Origin of the sequence: Cronobacter dublinensis subsp. dublinensis LMG 23823 (assembly GCF_001277235.1) — a bacterium.
GTDB classification, from domain to species: Bacteria; Pseudomonadota; Gammaproteobacteria; order Enterobacterales; family Enterobacteriaceae; genus Cronobacter; species Cronobacter dublinensis.
Genome location: NZ_CP012266.1, coordinates 648,915 through 670,302 on the forward strand (window position 1 = coordinate 648,915; position 21,388 = coordinate 670,302).

Genomic DNA, 21,388 nt, shown 5'->3' on the forward strand with positions numbered 1-21,388 from the left:
AACCAATAATAAGAGCCGTCTATGAAACCTTATTTTCTCAGTTACGCCGCTGCAGCCCGGATGCTTTCGCTGCGCAGGAAGCAGAGCGACACGCCCGGTTACGGTTTTCAGTTCAATGGATTATGGGATGATGCGCGACGGTCACCCGCCGCGTATTCACGTTGATTGCCTGACAGGAGAACCGCCATGTCTGCCAACCATGCTGCATTTAATGTGATTTTTCGCTTTGTTGAAAATTATGTTAGCCCGATAGCTTCCCGCATTTCTGCGCAACGCCACGTTATGGCGATTCGCGACGGTTTTATCTCCGCTATGCCGTTTATGATAGTCGGCTCTTTTTTGCTGGTCTTTGCTTATCCGCCGTTTTCGCCGGATACCACGCTCGGATTTGCCCGCGCGTGGCTGGATATGGCAAAACAGTTCGAAGGCCAGATCCTCACCCCGTTTGATATGACGATGGGGATCATGTCGATCTATATCTGCGCCGCCATCGCGTACAACCTCGGCAAACACTACGTCAAATCGCACCAGCTGGACCCTTTCATGTGCGCCATGCTGTCGCTGATGGCGTTTCTGCTGGTGGCTGCGCCGAAAACCAAGGGCACGCTGCCGGTGGACAGCCTCGGCGGCACCGGGATTTTCACCGCGATTCTGGTGGCGATTTACTGTGTAGAGATGATGCGTTTTCTGAAGGCGCATAATATCGGCATCCGCCTGCCGGATCAGGTACCGCCGATGATTAAAAACTCCTTCGATTTGCTGATCCCGGTGCTGGTCGTCGTGCTCACGCTTTATCCGCTGAGCCTGTTGATCCAGTCGCAGTTTGACATGCTGATCCCGCAGGCGATCATGTCGGTATTCAAGCCGCTGGTATCGGCGGCGGATTCGTTGCCGGCGATCCTGCTGGCGGTGCTGATTGGCCATCTGCTCTGGTTTGCAGGCATTCATGGCGCGGCGATCGTCTCCGGCATGCTACAGATGTTCTGGCTGACGAACCTCGGCCTTAACCAGACCGCGCTGGCGCAGAGCGCGCCGCTGCCGCACATCTTTATGGAAGCGTTCTGGACGTTCTTTATCGTTATCGGCGGCTCCGGTGCGACGATGGGTCTGGTGTTCTGCTACCTGCGCAGCCGCTCCGCGCACCTGCGCTCTATTGGACGCCTGAGCGTAGTGCCGAGCCTTTTCAACATTAATGAGCCGGTGATTTTCGGTACGCCTATCGTGATGAACCCGGTATTTTTCATTCCGTTCCTGCTGGCCCCGATGGTGAACGCGGTGCTCGCCTGGGCGGCGATGAAATTTGATTTGATTGGTCGGGTTATCTCTGTGGTGCCGTGGACCGCGCCCGCGCCGGTTGGCGCCGCCTGGGCGCTGGGCTGGGATTTCCGTGCCGCGCTGCTGGTCGTTGTGCTGGCGGTGGTGTCGGCCATCATTTACTTCCCGTTCTTTAAAGTCTACGAGAAGCAACTGCTGGCGCAGGAAGCTGAAGAAGCGCTGAAAGAGGCGCAGGGGGCAGGTGAACAGGCTGCCTGATAACGAAACGGCGGGGCAACCCGCCGTTAACTATTTGAGGGTGCAGTCGCCGCACTGCTGCACATCGGGCAGCTTATAACGCTGGCAGCAGGTGCGGCGCACAAGAAGGCCTTCACGCAGGACAACGGTGCGAAACAACGGGTTATCCCGGCCGTTAAGCAACGTTTTTTCGAAAAAGCAGCTCTGGCGAAGCGCGCTCACGGTTTCTTCGCCGAGCCACTCGCGCCATTCGCCGAAGCACCAGTTAATCAGATAGCCGGTGTTGCTCCAGATAAGTTTGCCGTTAATATCGCCAGAGGCCTCCAGCGCCTCAACGACCGGCGTTATCACGTCCACCACAAGCTTCTCCAGCCGCGCGCGCGCGGTAAGCGCCGTCGCGTGGCGGTCTTCTTCCACCGTCACGTAAAAGCAGGCCGCGCGACCTGTTTCATGAAATTCCAGTGCGATATTCTCATCGCTTACAGACAGCGCCTGCGGCTGCGTCAGCAGCGCGAGCATCAGCGGCGGCACCAGCAGACCGAGATACCACTGCGCCCAGAGCGATTTCAGCGGTTTGTTTTCACGTGCGGCGGTGGGATCGTTGCGATAGATATGATCGGAATAGAGCGCCATTAACGAGGCGAGTGCCGCAGGCTGCGACCATTCGCTAAAGCTCAGCGCCGTGGCGGGCGGCGTCTCGTCGAGCTTCATAATGTCGTGAAAATGCGCGCGGTGCGTCGTAAACGCGTCACGCAGGCGAACCGCCAGCGTCGAAGGCGGACGTTGCAGCGGGGCGCGCCAGATAAGTTCATCAACAGAATGAAGAGAGCGATAAGCCATAGCGGAGTCTGAATAGCAAATCTAAATGATAATGATTGCCAATCCTAACTATAGGTGGAAACGATAGCAAGCGGTTTGACCATGAAACCGGCGCGTCGGGCAGACTGGCGGAGGCGTCAGGCGTCAGGCGTCAGGCGTCAGGCGTCAGGCGTCAGGCGTCAGGCGTCAGGCGTCAGGCGGCGCGCCGGGCCTCGTAATACAGAATGTGATTGCGGCCTTTGTTTTTAGCGGCGTATAGCGCCTCATCGGCGCGGCGCAGCGCGTCGTCGATGTCGCCATTCTCCAGCGGGGCGATGCCAATGCTCAGCGTCACGTTGGTCGCCACGCTTTCATTAAAGATATGTGCAATACGCAGATCGTAAACCCGCTGGCGGATGCGCTCGGCCGTCCGCCGCGCGCTCTGCTCATCGGCGCGTGTGAGCAGCACCATAAACTCCTCGCCGCCGTAGCGGGTGACAATATCCCGCGAGCGAACCGAATCACGAATTGCCGCCGACACGCGCGTCAGCGCCTGGTCGCCCATCATATGACCGTAGTGATCGTTATAGGCTTTGAAATGGTCGATATCCATCAACAGTACGAACTGCTGGCCTGCGTCCGGCGGCAGGTTAGCGAAGCGGTTCTGAAAGCCACGACGGTTACAGAGGCCGGTGAGCGGGTCCATCATGCTCAGATCGGTGAGCGTCGCTTTTTCATCTATTAACTGCTGCATCATCTGGCGCGCGAAAATATCGCTGCGTCGGGCTATCAGATGCTGAATAACCAGGCCAATTAACGGCAGCGCCAGCGTATAAGCATATAGCACCGGATGCTGGCCTTTATCCAGCCAGAGGATCGTGGCGGTAATGGGCAGACAAAAACCGCTAAACGCGCCCAGCATATTTATAAAAGAGAGCGCGGCGATAAACAGCGCGCCGAGTAAGGTAATAAGCAGACAGGTGCCGTCATGAAAAACGCACCACGGGCTTTTCAGCCAGATATTCCACGACCAGAGCGCGCCCGTCAGGAGCGCCATAAGGTTGATAGCGTTGAGGCTGAACGCGCGAGTTTGCGCGCGCAGCAGCAGGGCGCCGCTTAGCGCGATAACGCCTAAAGAGGGCCAGGGAATATGCGGATAGTCATAAAGCGGATCCACGAGATTAAACAGCGCGGAAAACAGATTGAGAAACAGGAAGAGTTTCAGGGAGAGCTGATATTTTTCTTTTGTCAGAGCTCGCCAGTTATTTGCAGTCATATCCGTTGGTGACTTATTCAGCGCTATCAGGTTTTTATAAAAGCCAGATAAAAGATGGGCTTATTATGCCATGTTACTGAGAATGAGAATTTTCTTAAGCATGGCGGACAATTTATCACCTTCCTCCCGGTATGTCATTACCTCTTAACCAAAGTAAAGCAGCGCTAAATCTATTTCCGCTGACAAATAAGAATTTATATCATATGATATTGGTTATCATTATCGATACGAGAGGCGAAACGATGTTGTACAGACGACTGGAAAGTGGTTGGGCTGTCCTTTTGCCGGGGGCGCTGGTGGCGATGCTGGCGTGGAATGAGCTGAGCTGGGCGCAGTGGCGGGTGATCATTGTGCTGGCGCTACTGACGACGGTCGGCATGCTCTACCATCCGCGTCTGCGGCATTATGTCCTGCTGCCGTCATGCATCGCTTTCGCCAGCGGTTTAATGCTTATCGTATCGCACTTGCACATAGCGCTGAATTAACGCAAAGGTTGGAACCTTGAAGCTTGAAAGCAGGGAAATAATAAAGAAAAAGCAGGAAAGGCTGAAGAGTAAGAAGAGATAAAAGAAGTGGTGCGAGGGGGGGGACTTGAACCCCCACGTCCGAAGGACACTAACACCTGAAGCTAGCGCGTCTACCAATTCCGCCACCTTCGCACTGTCTCTTTTATCGTATCGCCATCGCATTGGTGCGAGGGGGGGGACTTGAACCCCCACGTCCGAAGGACACTAACACCTGAAGCTAGCGCGTCTACCAATTCCGCCACCTTCGCGCAGTGCGAGCGATACTTTCTTGCGTGGTCTTTGGTGCGAGGGGGGGGACTTGAACCCCCACGTCCAGAGGACACTAACACCTGAAGCTAGCGCGTCTACCAATTCCGCCACCTTCGCATACCAGCAATACCGGGAAGTATTGCAACCACGGAGGCGCATTCTAGATGTTTTCTGGACTTCGTCAATACTTAATTTCGTGCCGCTTTTCTGAATGATGCAAAAAGCGGCATTTCTCGCATGAATACCGTTAACGCTTCGCGTTGCGACCCATCACGGCGCGGTAAACTTTAAAGCGACCCGTCTGCGCCAGCACTTCGTGGTTGCCGAAGGTTTCGTCCAGCACGTTCGGGTACGGCAGAAACGCGTTCGCCACGATACGCAGCTCGCCGCCGATGTTCAGGTGGCGCACGGCGCTGCGGATCAGCGTCTGCGCGGCTTCAAAACTGGTCTCCATGCCGTCGTGGAACGGCGGGTTAGAGATAATCATGTCGAAGCGACCTTTAATTTCCGAGAACACGTTGCTGGCGATGACCTCGCCTTCAAAGCCGTTCGCGGCAAGCGTCGCGCGGCTCGCTTCCACCGCTGGCGCGCTCACGTCGCACAGGGTCAGGCGCACTTTCGGCGAATGGCTCGCCAGCACTGCCGCCAGCACGCCCGTCCCGCAACCGACATCCAGCACTTTGCCTTTCGTGTGCGGCGAGAGGGTGGAGAGCAGGAGATCGCTGCCGACATCCAGCCCGTCGCGGCTGAAGACGCCCGGCAACGTTTTGATGGTCAGCCCGTCAACGTCATACTCGCCCCACCAGCCGTCAGGATTGAAGGTTGGCTGCTTTTCGAGACGGCCGTGATAAAGCCCGCAGCGGCGCGCGCTGTCGATTTTGTTCAGCGGACAGTATTCTTCGAGCATCGCTTCGGCGCTGCGCACGCCGCTGCGGTTCTCGCCCACGACGAAAATATCAGTGCCCACGGGCAGCAGCGACAGCAGGTTCATCAGCTGGAACTGCGCTTCGGGTTTGTTTTTAGGCCAGTAGTAGATAAGCGTATCGCTGTCCGCCACGATATCGGCATCGGCCACCAGGCCGTAGCGCGCGTTATCGCCCATCGGCTTGCTCAGCACCTGCCAGTGGTGGAACTGCTGCGTATGCGCGCGGCTTTGCGCGGTATCAAAACGCGCAGGCAGGTCATCCTGCATATCGCCGGCAAACAGAACGCGGCTTTCGGTAAAATCATCACTGTGGCGCAGCAGAACTTCGCTTGCCGGGGAAAAACCAGACATGAAACACTCCTTCGGAAACTTGAGGGGCGATTATAGTGGTTTGTTGGCGCATGTTCGACGGATTTGCTATATTTGCGCCCCTTCGGCACTGATTCAGGCATCCCTATGACATCCCGACGAGACTGGCGATTACAGCAACTGGGCATTACCCAGTGGGTATTGCGTCGCCCCGCCGCGCTGCTGGGTGAAATCGCCATCGTGCTGCCTTCTCATATCCGCCTGGTCATGGTGGCCGCCGAGCCGCCGTCGCTGAGCCAGCCGTTCATTAAAGATGTGCTGCGCGCGCTGGCGCTCGACGCCGACCAGGTGATGCAACTCACCCCTGACCGCGTGGCGATGCTGCACGATGCCCAATGCAACAGCTGGTGCCTCGGCGTCGAGGCGGCGCTTGAACTGCCTGGCGCACGGCTGGTCACGCCAGGGCTGGAAACGCTACAGCGCAGCGGCGCGGCACGCGCCGATCTCTGGCAACAAATTTGCGAGCATGAAGATGATTTCCTTACTCCAGCCCGCTGATCTGGCGGCGGCTTTCGCGATTGAACAGCGCGCTCACGCCTTTCCGTGGAGCGAAAAGACCTTCGCCAGCAATCAGGGCGAACGCTATCTGAACCTGCGGCTCGACGTGGACGGCGTAATGGCCGCCTTCGCGATAACCCAGGTCGTGCTGGATGAAGCCACGCTGTTTAATATCGCGGTTGACCCGGCGTTTCAGCGCCGCGGTCTGGGACGAGCGCTGCTGGAGCATCTTATCGTGGCGCTGGAGCAGCGCGATGTGCTGACGCTCTGGCTTGAAGTTCGCGCGTCCAACCACGCGGCGCGCGCGTTATATGAAAGCCTGGGCTTTAACGAGGCGACCGTGCGCCGCAACTATTATCCGACGCCTGACGGGCGCGAAGACGCCATCATCATGGCTTTGCCGCTGGGTTAATACTGAATAAAGGTGACGTAATGAAGTGGGACTGGATTCTTTTTGACGCTGACGAAACGCTGTTTACTTTCGACGCCTTTGGCGGCCTGCAGCGCATGTTCCTGGACTACAGCGTGACCTTTACCGAACAGGACTATCACGACTACCAGGCCGTGAATAAACCGCTGTGGGTCGATTACCAGAACGGCGCCATCAACGCGCTGCAGCTTCAGCACCAGCGTTTTCAGGGCTGGTCTGACCGTCTGAGCGTACCGGCGGGCGATCTGAACAGCGCGTTTTTAAACGCGATGGCGGAGATCTGCGCGCCGCTGCCGGGGGCCGCCTCTTTGCTGGACTCGCTGAAAGGCAAAGTGAAGCTTGGCATTATCACCAACGGCTTTACGGCGCTCCAGCAGATCCGTCTTGAGCGCACCGGATTTCGGGACTATTTTGACTTACTGGTTATCTCGGAACAGGTCGGCGTCGCAAAGCCCGCGCCGGAAATCTTCGACTACGCGCTCGCGAAAATGGGCAATCCTGACCGCTCGCGCGTACTGATGGTGGGCGATACCGCGGAGTCCGATATTCTCGGCGGCATTAACGCCGGCTTCGCCACCTGCTGGCTGAACAGCCACGGCCGCACGCTGCCGGAAGATATCGCTCCGACCTGGCAGGTCACCTCATTAAGCGAACTGGAGCAATTGCTGTGTAAACAATGATTGTCTGACCCTTTCGGATGGGTAAAATAGCCGCATTTTTCGCTCACTCGCCGCGTGGCGCCTGGCCGCGCGCTTACACAGAAGATTTTGATTATGACGTTGTCTCCTTATTTGCAAGAGGTGGCCAAGCGCCGCACCTTCGCGATCATCTCGCACCCGGACGCCGGTAAAACGACGATCACCGAAAAGGTGCTGCTGTTCGGACAGGCGATTCAGGTTGCCGGTACGGTAAAAGGCCGCGGCTCCAGCCAGCACGCGAAATCGGACTGGATGGAGATGGAAAAGCAGCGTGGTATTTCTATTACCACCTCCGTGATGCAGTTCCCTTACCATGATTGTCTCGTCAACCTGCTGGACACCCCCGGCCACGAAGACTTCTCGGAAGATACCTACCGCACGCTGACGGCGGTGGACTGCTGCCTGATGGTTATCGACGCCGCGAAAGGCGTTGAGGATCGTACCCGTAAGCTGATGGAAGTTACCCGTCTGCGCGACACGCCGATCCTGACCTTTATGAACAAACTCGACCGTGACATCCGCGACCCGATGGAACTGCTGGATGAAGTGGAAAGCGAGCTGCGGATCGCCTGCGCGCCGATCACCTGGCCGATTGGCTGCGGCAAACTCTTTAAAGGCGTTTACCACCTTTATAACGACGAAACCTACCTCTACCAGACCGGGCAGGGCCACACGATTCAGGAAGTGCGCATTGTTAAAGGCCTCGATAACCCGGAGCTCGACAAGGCGGTGGGCGAAGAGCTGGCTGCGCAACTGCGCGACGAGCTGGAGCTGGTGAAAGGTGCCTCGCACGAGTTCGATAAAGAACTGTTCCTGAGCGGCGAAATCACACCGGTGTTCTTCGGGACCGCACTTGGCAACTTCGGCGTCGATCATATGCTGGACGGCCTCGTGGAGTGGGCGCCTGCGCCGATGCCGCGTCAGACCGATGGCCGCGTGGTCGAGGCGAGCGAGGAGAAATTCTCCGGCTTCGTGTTTAAGATCCAGGCCAACATGGACCCGAAACACCGTGACCGCGTGGCGTTTATGCGTGTGGTGTCCGGTAAATATGAAAAGGGCATGAAGCTGCGCCAGGTGCGCACCGGTAAAGATGTCGTCATCTCCGACGCGCTGACCTTCATGGCGGGCGACCGTTCGCACGTTGAAGAGGCGTATCCGGGCGACATCATCGGCCTGCATAACCACGGCACCATTCAGATTGGCGACACCTTTACCCAGGGTGAATCCATGAAGTTCACCGGTATCCCGAACTTCGCCCCGGAACTGTTCCGCCGTATCCGCCTGAAAGATCCGCTCAAGCAGAAACAGCTGCTCAAAGGGCTGGTCCAGCTTTCGGAAGAGGGCGCGGTGCAGGTGTTCCGTCCGCTCTCCAACAACGACCTGATTGTGGGCGCAGTCGGTGTGCTTCAGTTTGACGTGGTCATGTCGCGTCTTAAAACCGAGTACAGCGTTGAGGCGATTTACGAATCGGTCAACGTCTCGACGGCCCGCTGGGTAGAGTGCGACGACGTGAAGAAATTTGAAGAGTTCAAGCGTAAGAACGAGATCCAGCTGGCGCTGGACGGCGGCGATAACCTGACGTACATCGCGCCGACCATGGTTAACCTCAACCTGACGCAAGAGCGTTACCCGGATGTGACCTTCCGGAAAACGCGCGAGCACTAATCCCCTCCAGGACGCGGCAAAGCCGCGTCCTGTCTTGCTTTCCCGCCTTTTTTCCGCGATGCGGAATGTTCTTAAATTCCTGCTTTCACAGCTGTTTTGGCGATTTTTCCCGCCCCTGCCCAGGCGTTTTTGCGAACCTGATCTATATTTAACAATATGATGACGCTGTCGTCGGGATGAAATGCCGTTAAGCGCTTCCAACCCGGTGATTCATCATCATAAACGTTATTATTGCCATATTAATAACTGAGTTTTCGCAACGTAACGGCTGACTGTCTGACTAACCCTCTGATAATGCCTTACCGGTGCGGCGCGAATAACTCATCAGCAGCGCGAATGCCTGCTGTTAGGAAAAGCCGCTGACGTGGCGGCTTGCGGCTCAAATTCTGAGCAAACCACAGGAATGAATCGATGAACAAGACTAAGATTTCAAAAACTCTGCTGGCTGTTGTGTTGGGTTCTGTCATGGCGTCCTCTTCTGCGTTCGCAGAAAACTCCGCCGTTGAAAGCACCAAATCCACTGCGGATAGTGCAGGGCAAAAAATCGATAGCTCTATGAATAAAGTCGGTAATTTCATGGATGACAGCGCCATCACTGCCAAAGTGAAAGCGGCGCTGGTAGATGACGAAAAGATTAAGAGCACCGACATCTCTGTGAAAACCGAGAAAAGCGTTGTGACGCTGAGCGGCTTTGTAGAAAGCCAGGCCCAGGCCGAGGAAGCGGTGAAAATCGCCAAAGGCGTTGAGGGCGTCGCTTCTGTAAGCGACAAGCTGCACGTTCGCGACGGTAAAGACGCGTCGGTGAAAGGTTATGCGGGTGATGCGGCCACCACCAGCGAAATCAAAGCGAAACTGCTGGCGGATGACATCGTGCCTTCGCGTAATGTGAAAGTCGAAACCACCGACGGTGTGGTGCAGCTTTCCGGTACCGTAGAGTCTGAAAAACAGTCTCAGCGCGCTGAAAGCATCGCGAAAGCGATTGATGGCGTGAAAAGCGTGAAAAACGATTTAAAAGTGAAGTCGTAACAGGCAAACCGCTCTCCCGGTTACGGCCGGGAGAAAGGGGAAGCAATAATAGCTGGATAACACCGCCAGTGGACGCTGCGTTCATTAAGAAGCGGTATAAAGATTAACTATGGTAAAGGAGAGTCTTATGTTTCGTTGGGGCATTATCTTTCTGGTTATCGCGTTGATTGCGGCCGCTCTGGGCTTTGGTGGCCTGGCAGGTACCGCAGCAGGCGCAGCGAAGATCGTTTTCGTCGTCGGTATTATTCTGTTCCTGGTTAGCCTTTTTATGGGTCGTCGACGCCCGTAGTGTGATAAAAAGATAACCGACAGACGGCAAAGCCAGTCCCTGTGACTGGCTTTGCTCGTTTATGGCATCGGTAACGTTCGCGCGGCGCGCGACGGATAAAAACAGGAAAGCAGGGTGGGACAACGAATTCCCGTAACGCCGGGCAACATAGCGCCGCTGGCAGTGAAACCGTTTCGTCCCGGCAAGCTGGCGATTGTCTGCGAAGGGGGCGGCCAGCGCGGGATCTTTACAGCCGGCGTGCTGGACGAATTCATGCGCGCGCAATTTAACCCGTTCGATTTCTTTCTCGGCACGTCCGCCGGGGCGCAAAACCTCTCGGCATACGTTTGTAACCAGCCGGGTTACGCGCGGCGTGTCATTACCCGCTTTACCACCTCACGCGATTTCTTTGACCCGGTGCGCTTCGTGCGCGGCGGCAATCTTATCGATCTCGACTGGCTGAACGAGGCGACTGCGGCGCGTATGCCGCTTGAGATGGGCAACGCGATGCGGCTTTTCGAGGCGGGCAAGGCGTTTTATATGTGCGCCTGTCGCCGTGACGACTTCTCGCCGGGCTATTTCGCGCCGCAGGAGAATAACTGGCTTGATATCGTGCGCGCCTCCAGCGCCATTCCTGGTTTTTATCGCCCCGGCGTCGATATCGACGGCGTGAACTATTTCGACGGCGGCGTCAGCGACGCCATTCCGGTGCGGGAGGCGGCGCGCCTCGGCGCCACTACACTTGTGGTCATCCGCACCGTGCCGTCGCAGGCGTTCTACACCCCGCAATGGTTCAAACGCATGGAACGCTGGCTTACCGACAGCAGCCTTCAGCCGCTGCTGAACCTGGTGCAGCATCACGAAACCACCTACCGCGAGATTCAGGAATTTATCGAAAAGCCGCCCGGCAAACTGCGCATTTTCGAAATTTCGCCGCCCCGCGCGCTCACCAGTATGGCGCTCGGCAGCCGCGTGCCCGCGCTGATGGAAGATTACAAGCTGGGCCGCCTGTGCGGGCGCTATTTCCTGGCGACGGTCGGCAGGCTGCTGGTCAGCAAGCCGCCGCTGCGTCGCTACCGTATGCCGCCCGTGTTGCCTGTCGCCGTACCGGCGGAAGCGACCGTGGCCGCGCCTGCTGAAATCCTGGTGCCGGTGGCTGCGGAGGCGACCATCGTGGTGCCGCCTGCGACGGTCGCGAACGACGCGTTCGACGCGCCGCTGGTGAAAACCGAGCATGCGAACGACGCGACGTTTAACGATGAGGATCTGGCATGACGCGGCGCTTTATCGACACCCACTGCCATTTCGATTTTCCGCCTTTTACCGGCGCGGAGGCGGTAAGCCTCGCGCAGGCCGCTGAGGCGGGCGTTGAGCACATCATCGTGCCCGCGATTGAAGCGGCGCGTTTTGCTACCGTGCTTGAGCTCGCCGCGCGCTACCCGGCTCTGTGGGCGGCCATCGGCCTGCACCCGATTGTTATCGGCAACCATGATGACGCAAGCCTGGCGCTGCTTGAGCATCATCTGCAGCGGCAGGCGGATAAACTGGTGGCGATAGGCGAAATCGGGCTCGATCTCTACATGGAAAACCCGCTTTTTGAACGCCAGGAGGCTATCCTCGACGCCCAGTTGCGGCTCGCGAAGCGCTATGAACTGCCGGTCATTCTGCATTCGCGCCGCACCCACGATAAGCTCGCGATGCACTTAAAGCGCCACGCGCTGCCCTGTACCGGCGTGGTGCACGGCTTCGCGGGCAGTCTGCAACAGGCGCAGCGCTTTATTGAGCTGGGTTATTACATCGGTGTGGGCGGCACCATTACCTACCCGCGTGCGCAGAAGACCCGTGACGTGATGGCGCGACTGCCGCTTTCCGCGCTGCTTCTGGAAACCGACGCGCCAGATATGCCGCTTAACGGCTGGCAAGGGCAGCCAAACCGTCCCGAGCGGGTCAACGGTGTGTTTGACGTTCTGTGCGAGCTGCGCCCCGAGCCGCCTGATGTTATCGCCCATACCCTTCTTGAAAACACCCGCACGCTCTTCCCGCGCCTAAAATGTGACCGGAAATCCACGGTTGCTTAAAAAAGCGTAAAGCGTCTGGATTTACCTTCATTCCCTGTCGTTAAATCGCCCCGCCTGCGCGCGCGGGACACTCATAATTCACTCATTACACAGGGATACTGTATGCAAATACTCATGGGGCTGGTGGGAATGTTGGCGTTGCTTGCGATAGCCGTCGCGCTTTCCAGTAACCGTAAAGCGATAAACCTGCGCACCGTCGCGGGCGCCTGGCTGATTCAGGTTGCCATCGGGGCGCTGGTGCTCTACGTGCCGGCGGGCCGTAAAGTGCTGCTGGCGATGTCCGAAGGCGTGGCGAATGTCATCGCTTACGGCAATAGCGGCATTTCGTTTTTGTTTGGCGGCCTGGTGTCGGACAAAATGTTCGAGGTATTCGGCGGCGGCGGGTTTATCTTCGCGCTGCGCGTGCTGCCGGTTATCGTCTTTTTCTCCTCGCTGATTGCGGTGCTTTACTACCTCGGCATTATGCAACTGGTTATCCGCCTGCTTGGCGGCGCGCTGCGTAAAGTGCTGAAAACCTCCCGTACCGAATCGCTTTCAGCCACCGCCAATATTTTTGTCGGTCAGACCGAAGCGCCGCTGGTGGTGCGTCCTTATATCGCGACAATGACCCGCTCGGAACTCTTCGCGGTGATGTGCGGCGGGCTGGCGTCTGTTGCGGGGTCAGTACTGGCGGGCTATGCCCAGATGGGTGTGCCGCTGGAATACCTCATCGCCGCCTCTTTCATGGCGGCGCCCGGCGGTCTGCTGTTTGCGAAAATCATGATCCCGGAAACCGAACAACCCAACGATGCCCCGCACCTTGAGCGCGTGCAGCACGATCCGGATCGTCCGTCGAACGTGCTGGACGCTGCCGCCTCCGGCGCGTCCGCCGGGATGCAGCTGGCGCTGAACGTCGGCGCGATGCTGCTGGCGTTCGTGGCGCTGATTGCTCTGCTGAACGGCATGCTCTCCGGCATCGGCGGCTGGTTTAACCATCCGGAGCTCTCATTGCAGCTGATCCTGGGCTGGGTATTCTCACCGGTGGCGTGGCTGATTGGCGTGCCGTGGGAAGAGGCGATGGTGGCGGGATCGTTTATCGGCCAGAAGCTCATCATCAACGAATTCGTGGCCTACATGAATTTCGGCGAATACCTGAAAGATGACGCCGCCGTGGCGGCCGCCGGTCTGCAGGTGCTCTCGGCGCATACCAAAGCGATTATTTCTTTCGCGCTCTGCGGATTTGCTAACCTTTCTTCTATCGCCATTTTGATTGGCGGGCTTGGCAGCATGGCGCCCAGCCGACGTCATGACGTCGCGCAGCTCGGACTAAAAGCCGTTGCCGCCGGCACGCTCTCGAACCTCATGAGCGCGACCATCGCCGGTGTGTTTCTGGCGCTGTAGCCCTGTGTGAAAATGTTATTATTTTCACATTTTCTGTGACATTCAGGCTGGCCTCGCGCCAGCCTTTTTTGTGTCCGGCGCGCGCTTCAGACTGTCATAATGTTGTGTTAATCACATATAATGGCTGAAAGTATGCAACCATTACTTTGTAATTTGTGAAACAAGGCACAAAATCATTCCGCCCGTCAGTGTTAGAATTTTAACATTGATGGCAATGATGTGCGGTGAGACGGATCTCAGCGTGACGGCGGTCGACGCCGCTCTTCTTCATGGAACCACGACCGCTCCAACGTGTTGAGTTTCTCATCCGAGATGCATTTTTTTGTTGGAGAAAGTTATGACCGATTTAACCAAAAGCAGCCTGCGTGCGCTGCAGCTGATGGACCTTACCACCCTGAATGACGACGACACCAATGAGAAAGTCATCGCATTGTGTCATCAGGCGAAAACCCCGGTGGGCAATACTGCCGCCGTCTGCATCTACCCGCGCTTTATCCCGATTGCCCGCAAAACGCTGAATGCACAGGGCACGCCGGATATCCGTATCGCGACCGTGACCAACTTCCCGCACGGCAACGATGATATCGATATCGCGCTCGCGGAAACCCGCGCGGCTATCGCTTACGGCGCGGATGAAGTGGACGTGGTGTTCCCGTATCGCGCGCTGATGGCGGGCAACGAGCAGGTCGGTTTTGACCTGGTGAAAGCCTGTAAAGAGGCCTGCGCCGCGGCCAACGTGCTGCTGAAAGTCATCATCGAAACCGGCGAACTGAAAGAAGAAGCGCTGATCCGCAAAGCGTCTGAAATTTCCATCAAAGCTGGCGCAGACTTCATTAAAACCTCTACCGGTAAAGTGCCGGTTAACGCGACCCCGGAAAGCGCGCGCATTATGCTCGAAGTGATCCGCGATATGGGCGTGGCGAAAACCGTTGGCTTTAAACCGGCAGGCGGCGTGCGCACCGCAGAAGACGCAGCGAAATACCTGGCGGTTGCCGACGAACTGCTCGGCGCTGACTGGGCGGATGCCCGCCACTATCGCTTCGGCGCCTCCAGCCTGCTGGCAAGCCTGTTACAGGCGCTCGGCCACGGTGACGGCAAAAGCGCCAGCAGCTATTAATCCGCTCTGCGCCTGACAGCGCATCGCTGTCAGGCCCCAGGATCGTAATACGGGCAAGCCGTAGCGCTGCCCGCCATTATTCACCCTAATTCACGGGGGTTATCGTGTTCCTCGCTCAGGAAATTATTCGTAAAAAACGCGACGGCCACGCGCTTAGCGACGACGAAATCCGCTTTTTTATTAACGGCATTCGCGACAATACCGTTTCCGAAGGACAGATCGCCGCGCTGGCGATGACCATTTTCTTTCACGACATGACCATGCCGGAGCGAGTCTCGCTGACGATGGCGATGCGTGATTCCGGCACCGTGCTGGACTGGAAAAGCCTCAATCTGAATGGCCCGGTCGTGGACAAACACTCCACCGGCGGCGTGGGCGACGTCACGTCGCTGATGCTCGGCCCAATGGTGGCGGCGTGCGGCGGCTATATTCCGATGATTTCCGGGCGTGGACTGGGCCATACCGGCGGCACGCTCGATAAACTCGAAGCGATCCCGGGGTTCGATATTTTCCCGGACGATAATCGCTTTCGCGACATTATTAAAAATGTGGGCGTCGCGATTATCGGCCAGACCAACTCGCTCGCGCCGGCGGATAAGCGCTTTTACGCCACGCGCGATATCACGGCGACGGTCGATTCGATTCCACTGATCACCGCCTCGATCCTCGCGAAAAAACTTGCCGAAGGGCTCGATGCGCTGGTGATGGACGTGAAGGTCGGCAGCGGGGCGTTTATGCCCACTTATGCGCTTTCTGAAGAGCTCGCGCAGGCGATTGTCGGCGTGGCTAACGGCGCAGGCGTGCGCACCACGGCGCTGCTGACCGACATGAATGAAGTGCTGGCCTCAAGCGCAGGCAATGCGGTGGAAGTGCGTGAAGCGGTGCGCTTCCTCACCGGCGATTACCGCAACCCGCGCCTGCTGGACGTCACCATGGCGCTGTGCGTGGAGATGCTGCTCTCCGGCGGGCTCGCGAAAGACGACGCCGAGGCGCGCGCGAAACTTCAGCGGGTGCTGGATAACGGCAGCGCGGCGGAAATCTTTGGCCGCATGGTGGCCGCGCAAAATGGCCCGGCGGACTTTGTTGAAAACTACGACCGCTATCTGCCTGCCGCCACGCTCAGCAAAGCTGTTTATGCCGACCGCAGCGGGTTTATTACCGAGATGGATACCCGCGCGCTCGGAATGGCGGTGGTGTCGATGGGCGGCGGTCGTCGTCAGGCGTCCGACAGCATTGATTACAGCGTCGGGTTAACCGATATGGCGCGTCTCGGCGAGCAGGTGGACGGCGAACGACCGCTTGCCATCATCCACGCGAAGAGCGAGGCGAGCTGGCAGGAAGCGGCGGCAGCGGTAAAAGCGGCCATTAAGGTTGACGATACGGCGGCGAAAGCGTCACCGGTTGTCTATCGCAGAATCAGCCAATAAGTGGCATACTGATCTGATCACTTTTTTACAGCGCAAAAGGTACGGAGAAAATATGAAACGTGCATTTATCATGGTGCTGGACTCCTTTGGTATTGGCGCGACGGAAGACGCGGAACGCTTCGGCGACGTGGGCTCCGATACGCTCGGCCACATCGCCGAGGCCTGCGCCAAAGGTGAAGCGGACATCGGCCGTAAAGGCCCGCTGCATCTGCCGAATCTGACAAAGCTGGGCCTTGCGAAAGCGCATGAAGGCGCGACGGGCTTTATTCCTGCCGGGATGGACGGCAATGCGGAAATCACCGGCGCCTACGCCTGGGCACATGAGCTTTCTTCCGGTAAAGATACGCCGTCAGGCCACTGGGAAATCGCTGGTGTGCCGGTCCTGTTCGACTGGGGTTACTTTACCGACGAGAAAAACAGCTTCCCGCAGGAGCTGCTCGACAAGCTGGTGGAACGCGCGAACCTGCCGGGCTACCTCGGCAACTGCCACTCTTCCGGTACGGTGATTCTGGATGAACTTGGCGAAGAGCATATGAAAACCGGCAAGCCGATTTTCTATACCTCTGCCGACTCGGTGTTCCAGATTGCCTGCCACGAAGAGACGTTCGGCCTGGACAGACTCTATGAGCTGTGCGAAATCGCGCGTGAAGAGCTGACCGAAGGCGGCTACAACATTGGTCGCGTGATCGCGCGTCCGTTTATCGGCGATAAAGCGGGCAACTTCCAGCGCACCGGCAACCGTCACGACCTGGCGGTCGAGCCGCCGTCACCGGTGGTGCTGAAAAAGCTGGTGGACGAGAAGGGCGGTCACGTCGTTTCCGTCGGTAAAATCGCGGATATCTACGCCAACATGGGCATCACCAAAAAGGTGAAAGCCACCGGGCTGGACGCGCTGTTCGACGCCACCATCAAAGAGATGAAAGAAGCGGGCGACAACACGATTGTGTTCACCAACTTCGTGGATTTCGACTCCTCCTGGGGCCATCGCCGCGATGTCGCAGGCTACGCGGGCGGCCTTGAGCTGTTCGACCGCCGCTTGCCGGAGCTGCTGGAGCTGGTGGGCGAAGATGACATCATCATCTTTACCGCTGACCACGGCTGCGACCCGACCTGGAAAGGCACCGACCATACCCGTGAGCATATCCCGGTGCTGGTTTACGGCCCGAAAGTGAAACCGGGCTCGCTCGGCCATCGCGAGACGTTTGCCGATATCGGCCAGACCGTCGCCAAATATTTTGGCCTGTCTGACATGGAATATGGCAAAGCGATGTTCTAAAGGGATTGAGGGCGGCCAGATGTCCTCACCCCAACCCTCTCCACAGTGAGAGGGAGCACAGAATACAGGCCGGGTAAGGCGCAGCCGCCACCCGGCGAGATAAAAGATTAAAAAGGAAAATAAGATGGCAACCCCACATATTAACGCCGAGATGGGTGATTTCGCAGACGTCGTACTGATGCCGGGCGACCCGCTGCGCGCTAAACACATTGCAGAAACTTTCCTCGAAGACGTGCGCGAAGTAAACAACGTGCGCGGCATGCTGGGCTTTACCGGTACCTACAAAGGCCGCAAAATTTCCGTGATGGGCCACGGCATGGGCATTCCGTCCTGCTCCATCTACACCAAAGAGCTGATCACCGATTTCGGCGTGAAGAAAATCATTCGCGTGGGCTCCTGCGGTGCGGTACGTGCCGATGTGAAACTGCGTGACGTGGTGATCGGTATGGGCGCGTGCACCGACTCTAAAGTGAACCGTCTGCGTTTCAAAGATCACGATTTCGCAGCCATCGCGGATTTCGACATGGTACGTAACGCGGTTGACGCGGCCAAAGCGCTGGGCGTTGACGCGCGCGTCGGCAACATCTTCTCCGCCGACCTGTTCTATACGCCGGACCCGTCCATGTTCGACGTGATGGAAAAATACGGCATCCTGGGCGTGGAAATGGAAGCGGCGGGCATCTACGGCGTGGCGGCGGAATTTGGCGCGAAAGCGCTGACCATCTGCACTGTGTCCGACCATATCCGCACCCATGAGCAGACCACCGCGGCAGAGCGTCAGACCACGTTTAACGACATGATCAAAATCGCGCTGGAATCCGTGCTGCTGGGCGATAAAGCGTAAGCTTTCGCTGGCATCAGGTGAAAAGAAAAGGGCGCTGCGGCGCTCTTTTTTATTGGCCGTGGTGGGTGGCTTTAAAAGCCAAAAGAAATGGCGGGTGCGCTGACGCTTACCCGCCCTACGCGCGTAAAGAGTGATGTTTTTGCAGGACGGGTAAGCGCAGCGCGCCCGCCATCAGGGCAAAGGTTTTGTAGGGCGGGTAAGCGCACCCGTTAACTCAACGTACCGCCTGCGCCATCCACGCGCCCACTTCGCGAAGCTCCGCCGCCTGCGCCGGAAATTCTGCGGCCAACGCCTCGCAGGTGTGCTGCAACGCGTCGGCCTGATACACGCAGCCCGACAACCGGCTCGCCAGCGCCTCCAGCGGCGCGGGGTTAAGGCTGTCGGTAAACAGCTGAGTGCGGGTGATATGCCCTTTTTCCACATCGAAATGCAGCTCCACGCCGCCCCAGACAAAACGCTCGTCCAGCTGATGCGTAAAGGCGGGCGCCTGGCCGAAATTCCACTCCCAGCTGCTCTGACGGGCGAACGTTTGCGCAAATCCTGGCAAATCCGGGAACGCGTCGGGTGAAATCACCTCGGCGGACACATGCTCGCCGTAATAGGCGAAAAACGCGTCCATCACCGCCTCGCACACCTGGGCGTGCGTGATGCCCGGCCTGAAATCGTTAAGGTTGGCGACGCGCCCGCGCACGGAAGTGATTCCTTTCGCCTGGAGCTTTTTCTTATCCGGGTTCAGGTAATTCGCCAGTCGGCTTAAATCGGCGTTCAGCAGCAGCGTGCCGTGGTGGAAGCCGCGATCCATCGTCTCGCGGTAGGCGGAGCCGGAAATTTTGCGCGGCCCTTCGGCGGTCTCCACCACTAAATCGTTGCGCCCGGAGGCCGACGCCTGCACGCCAAGCTGCGCCAGCGCGTTAATCACAATCGTCGTGGAGACGCTTTTGTCATACTCTGGCTTGCCCGCCATAAAGGTGAAACAGGTGTTGCCGAGATCGTGGAACACCGCGCCGCCGCCGCTGCTGCGCCGGGCCAGACGCACGTTATCTTCCTCCATGCGGCGGGTGTTGCACTCTTTCCACGGGTTCTGCGCCCGGCCAATCACGACGGTGTCAGCGTTGCGCCAAAGAAACAGCACGCGCTGGGTGGCGGGCATCTGGCGGAAGATGCACTCTTCCACCGCCAGGTTAAACCAGGGATCGTAAGAATCGGAAATAAGCAGGCGTAGAGAGGACACGGGCGTTTTCCCTTAAGCATTGAAAAACGCCCATTGTATCACGCGGTGTCACGCGCGTTTGTCGTCCGCTGGCGCGTCGGGTTCGCTCTCTTCTTCGGGCACCGATTTGCTGGCGGTCAGCAGGAATGGCGACTGCTGCCAGCGGGTGCGTTTGCCCTGCAGGAGCGTGCGCGTCAGCACAATGCCGATGGCGAGCGCCAGCAGCATCATCAGGCGCAGAATATTGGTGGTGTTATCGACCTGGCGCGCTTCGGTCGGCAGGCTGTGCGTGTCGAGCGTCAAACGCAGGTAACCGATGGGCCCGCTTTTATCCTGCACCGGCTGAACGATCTGCTCGTTAAAGTAGCTGCCTGCCTTTTTCCCGTCGAGCGCCAGCCGGTCGCGCACGTTAACGCTCTCACCGGCGCGCGCGATAAGTTCTCCCTGCTGGTCATAGACGCTGGCGTCGAGAACGCGGCTCTCTTCCGTCAGCTGGCGCAGAAGCGCGCCTACGCGCTTTTCATCCGGGTTTTCGCCTTTGATCAGCGGCACGAGGCTGTAGCTCACCTGGCGGGCCAGCGTGCGGGCGAGCTCTTCCATCTGGATATTACGGGACTGTTGATGGCTCTGGCTGAACCAGGACGCGCCCTGCATCAGCGCCACCAGCAGCGCCAGACAGATGAGTACAATCACTGCGCGATGCAGCCGAAATTTGAGTTTTGCCCGGGCCATAGAGTACCTGCTTAAATTTTGAAGCTTAATGTTGCCAGAAGCGCCGCAGACAAGGTAGCCTCATGCGTTGTTTTGTCCCGCCCCGATACTATTTACAGGAGCCTGAATGCCGAACAGTCTTACCTGGTGCGACCTGCCGAATGAGGTTTCTCTCTGGCCTGGATTGCCCCTTTCTTTAAGCGGTGACGAAGTGATGCCGCTGGATTATCACGCCGGTCAAAGCGGCTGGCTCCTGTACGGACGGGGTTTAAATAAGCAAAGTCTGACCCAATATCAGCATAAGCTCGGCGCGGCGATGGTTATCGTCAACGCGTGGTGCGTGGAAGATTATCAGGTGATCCGTCTCGCGGGCTCGCTGACGCCGCGCGCGACGCGTCTGGCGCATGATTCCGGCCTCGATGTCGCGCCGCTCGGTAAAATCCCGCATCTGAAAACGCCCGGCCTGCTGGTGATGGATATGGATTCCACGGCTATCCAGATCGAATGCATTGATGAAATCGCGAAGCTTGCCGGAACCGGCGACGAAGTGGCGGAAGTGACCGAGCGCGCCATGCGCGGCGAGCTGGATTTCACCGCCAGCCTGAAAGCGCGCGTTGGCACGCTAAAAGGCGCAGACGCCGATATTCTGCGCCAGGTACGCGACGTGCTGCCGCTGATGCCGGGCCTGACCTCGCTGGTGCTGAAACTGCACGCGCTGGGCTGGAAAGTGGCTATCGCCTCCGGCGGTTTTACTTACTTCGCGCAATATCTGCAGGACAAACTCCACCTGGACGATGTGGTCGCCAATGAACTGGCGGTGGAAAACGGTCGGCTGACCGGCGACGTCACCGGGCAGATTGTTGACGCCCGCTTCAAGGCGCAAACCTTACAGCGTCTCGCTGAAAAATACGCGATCCCGGCAGGCCAGACCGTGGCGATTGGCGACGGCGCCAACGACCTGCCGATGATCCAGACCGCGGGGCTGGGCATTGCCTACCACGCCAAACCGAAAGTGAATGAAAAGACGGAAATCACAATCCGTCACGCTGATCTGATGGGGGTTTTCTGTATCCTCTCCGGCAGCCTGAATCCGAAATAAAGAGG

The 21,388-nt window shown here is 58.0% G+C and carries 21 protein-coding genes and 3 tRNA genes; 16 read left to right on the plus strand and 8 right to left on the minus strand.

Translation table 11 applies throughout. From position 1 onward, the window contains the following. The first annotated feature begins 186 nt into the window (after window positions 1-186). Window positions 187-1,533 carry a PTS sugar transporter subunit IIC gene (locus AFK67_RS03030; RefSeq protein WP_007732067.1) on the plus strand — a complete coding sequence of 449 codons (1,347 nt, stop codon included), beginning with the start codon at window positions 187-189 and terminating at the stop codon, window positions 1,531-1,533. Between the two features lie 30 nt (window positions 1,534-1,563). On the opposite strand, the gene fhuF is transcribed toward AFK67_RS03030, so the two are convergent. Continuing rightward, on the minus strand, window positions 1,564-2,352 hold the full coding sequence (fhuF, locus tag AFK67_RS03035) for a siderophore-iron reductase FhuF (RefSeq protein ID WP_038884835.1): 789 nt from the start codon (window positions 2,350-2,352) through the stop codon (window positions 1,564-1,566). A gap of 172 nt (window positions 2,353-2,524) precedes the next feature. Next, entirely contained in the window at window positions 2,525-3,586 is a 1,062-nt protein-coding gene (locus AFK67_RS03040) for a GGDEF domain-containing protein (protein WP_007712246.1), read from the minus strand. 203 nt (window positions 3,587-3,789) lie between these two features. Here AFK67_RS03040 and AFK67_RS03045 point away from each other — a divergent pair, with 203 nt between their 5' ends. Then, window positions 3,790-4,071: a DUF1435 domain-containing protein gene (locus AFK67_RS03045; protein ID WP_032966426.1), complete on the plus strand. Its 282-nt coding sequence runs from the start codon at window positions 3,790-3,792 to the stop codon at window positions 4,069-4,071. An 88-nt stretch (window positions 4,072-4,159) separates the two neighbouring features. Here the strand turns inward: AFK67_RS03045 and AFK67_RS03050 are convergent. The 4 genes from AFK67_RS03050 to rsmC form a co-directional block, all read right to left on the minus strand. After that, window positions 4,160-4,245: transfer RNA gene (locus AFK67_RS03050), tRNA-Leu, on the minus strand. 30 nt (window positions 4,246-4,275) lie between these two features. After that, window positions 4,276-4,361 (minus strand) — tRNA-Leu (locus tag AFK67_RS03055). 32 nt (window positions 4,362-4,393) lie between these two features. Next, a tRNA-Leu gene (locus AFK67_RS03060) sits at window positions 4,394-4,479 on the minus strand. A gap of 130 nt (window positions 4,480-4,609) precedes the next feature. Further along, on the minus strand, window positions 4,610-5,638 hold the full coding sequence (gene rsmC, locus AFK67_RS03065) for a 16S rRNA (guanine(1207)-N(2))-methyltransferase RsmC (RefSeq protein WP_007712242.1): 1,029 nt from the start codon (window positions 5,636-5,638) through the stop codon (window positions 4,610-4,612). Window positions 5,639-5,743: 105 nt separating this feature from the next. Between rsmC and AFK67_RS03070 the strand changes: the two genes are divergently transcribed. The 13 genes from AFK67_RS03070 to deoD all read left to right on the plus strand — a co-directional run bounded on the left by AFK67_RS03070 (window position 5,744) and on the right by deoD (window position 18,363). Then, the gene (locus tag AFK67_RS03070; protein ID WP_007712241.1) at window positions 5,744-6,154 is read left to right on the plus strand and encodes a DNA polymerase III subunit psi; all 411 of its coding nucleotides are present in this window, start codon (window positions 5,744-5,746) and stop codon (window positions 6,152-6,154) included. Beyond that, window positions 6,123-6,566 (plus strand): ribosomal protein S18-alanine N-acetyltransferase, encoded by a 444-nt coding sequence (gene rimI, locus AFK67_RS03075; protein WP_032966424.1) that lies wholly within the window; start codon window positions 6,123-6,125, stop codon window positions 6,564-6,566. Before AFK67_RS03070 ends, rimI begins: the two co-directional genes overlap by 32 nt. 20 nt (window positions 6,567-6,586) lie before the next feature. Continuing rightward, entirely contained in the window at window positions 6,587-7,264 is a 678-nt protein-coding gene (gene yjjG / locus AFK67_RS03080) for a pyrimidine 5'-nucleotidase (protein WP_007712239.1), read from the plus strand. A gap of 93 nt (window positions 7,265-7,357) precedes the next feature. Further along, complete coding sequence (gene prfC / locus AFK67_RS03085) at window positions 7,358-8,947, plus strand: peptide chain release factor 3 (protein ID WP_032966421.1); 1,590 nt, start codon at window positions 7,358-7,360, stop codon at window positions 8,945-8,947. Window positions 8,948-9,358: 411 nt separating this feature from the next. Then, window positions 9,359-9,973: a molecular chaperone OsmY gene (gene osmY / locus AFK67_RS03090; RefSeq protein ID WP_007755115.1), complete on the plus strand. Its 615-nt coding sequence runs from the start codon at window positions 9,359-9,361 to the stop codon at window positions 9,971-9,973. Window positions 9,974-10,100: 127 nt separating this feature from the next. Then, entirely contained in the window at window positions 10,101-10,262 is a 162-nt protein-coding gene (locus tag AFK67_RS21500) for a DUF1328 domain-containing protein (RefSeq protein WP_002437547.1), read from the plus strand. Window positions 10,263-10,376: 114 nt separating this feature from the next. After that, the gene (locus AFK67_RS03095; RefSeq protein ID WP_007712235.1) at window positions 10,377-11,516 is read left to right on the plus strand and encodes a patatin-like phospholipase family protein; all 1,140 of its coding nucleotides are present in this window, start codon (window positions 10,377-10,379) and stop codon (window positions 11,514-11,516) included. After that, entirely contained in the window at window positions 11,513-12,319 is an 807-nt protein-coding gene (locus AFK67_RS03100; RefSeq protein ID WP_007712233.1) for a metal-dependent hydrolase, read from the plus strand. The genes AFK67_RS03095 and AFK67_RS03100 overlap by 4 nt, the downstream gene beginning before the upstream one ends. A gap of 102 nt (window positions 12,320-12,421) precedes the next feature. Continuing rightward, window positions 12,422-13,699 (plus strand): NupC/NupG family nucleoside CNT transporter, encoded by a 1,278-nt coding sequence (locus AFK67_RS03105; RefSeq protein WP_007712230.1) that lies wholly within the window; start codon window positions 12,422-12,424, stop codon window positions 13,697-13,699. Window positions 13,700-14,036: 337 nt separating this feature from the next. Further along, on the plus strand, window positions 14,037-14,816 hold the full coding sequence (gene deoC / locus AFK67_RS03110) for a deoxyribose-phosphate aldolase (RefSeq protein WP_007712227.1): 780 nt from the start codon (window positions 14,037-14,039) through the stop codon (window positions 14,814-14,816). Window positions 14,817-14,920: 104 nt separating this feature from the next. Then, on the plus strand, window positions 14,921-16,243 hold the full coding sequence (gene deoA, locus AFK67_RS03115; protein ID WP_007712224.1) for a thymidine phosphorylase: 1,323 nt from the start codon (window positions 14,921-14,923) through the stop codon (window positions 16,241-16,243). 52 nt (window positions 16,244-16,295) lie between these two features. Next, on the plus strand, window positions 16,296-17,519 hold the full coding sequence (deoB, locus tag AFK67_RS03120; RefSeq protein ID WP_007712221.1) for a phosphopentomutase: 1,224 nt from the start codon (window positions 16,296-16,298) through the stop codon (window positions 17,517-17,519). 124 nt (window positions 17,520-17,643) lie between these two features. Next, complete coding sequence (deoD, locus tag AFK67_RS03125) at window positions 17,644-18,363, plus strand: purine-nucleoside phosphorylase (protein WP_007712219.1); 720 nt, start codon at window positions 17,644-17,646, stop codon at window positions 18,361-18,363. Between the two features lie 214 nt (window positions 18,364-18,577). Here the strand turns inward: deoD and lplA are convergent, their stop codons facing one another. Continuing rightward, window positions 18,578-19,594, minus strand: a complete 1,017-nt coding sequence (gene lplA, locus AFK67_RS03130; protein WP_032966840.1) for a lipoate--protein ligase — start codon at window positions 19,592-19,594, stop codon at window positions 18,578-18,580. Between the two features lie 48 nt (window positions 19,595-19,642). After that, window positions 19,643-20,305, minus strand: a complete 663-nt coding sequence (locus tag AFK67_RS03135; protein ID WP_032966838.1) for a YtjB family periplasmic protein — start codon at window positions 20,303-20,305, stop codon at window positions 19,643-19,645. A 106-nt stretch (window positions 20,306-20,411) separates the two neighbouring features. Between AFK67_RS03135 and serB the strand changes: the two genes are divergently transcribed. Then, window positions 20,412-21,383, plus strand: a complete 972-nt coding sequence (gene serB, locus AFK67_RS03140; RefSeq protein WP_032966835.1) for a phosphoserine phosphatase — start codon at window positions 20,412-20,414, stop codon at window positions 21,381-21,383. Window positions 21,384-21,388 lie beyond the last annotated feature (5 nt).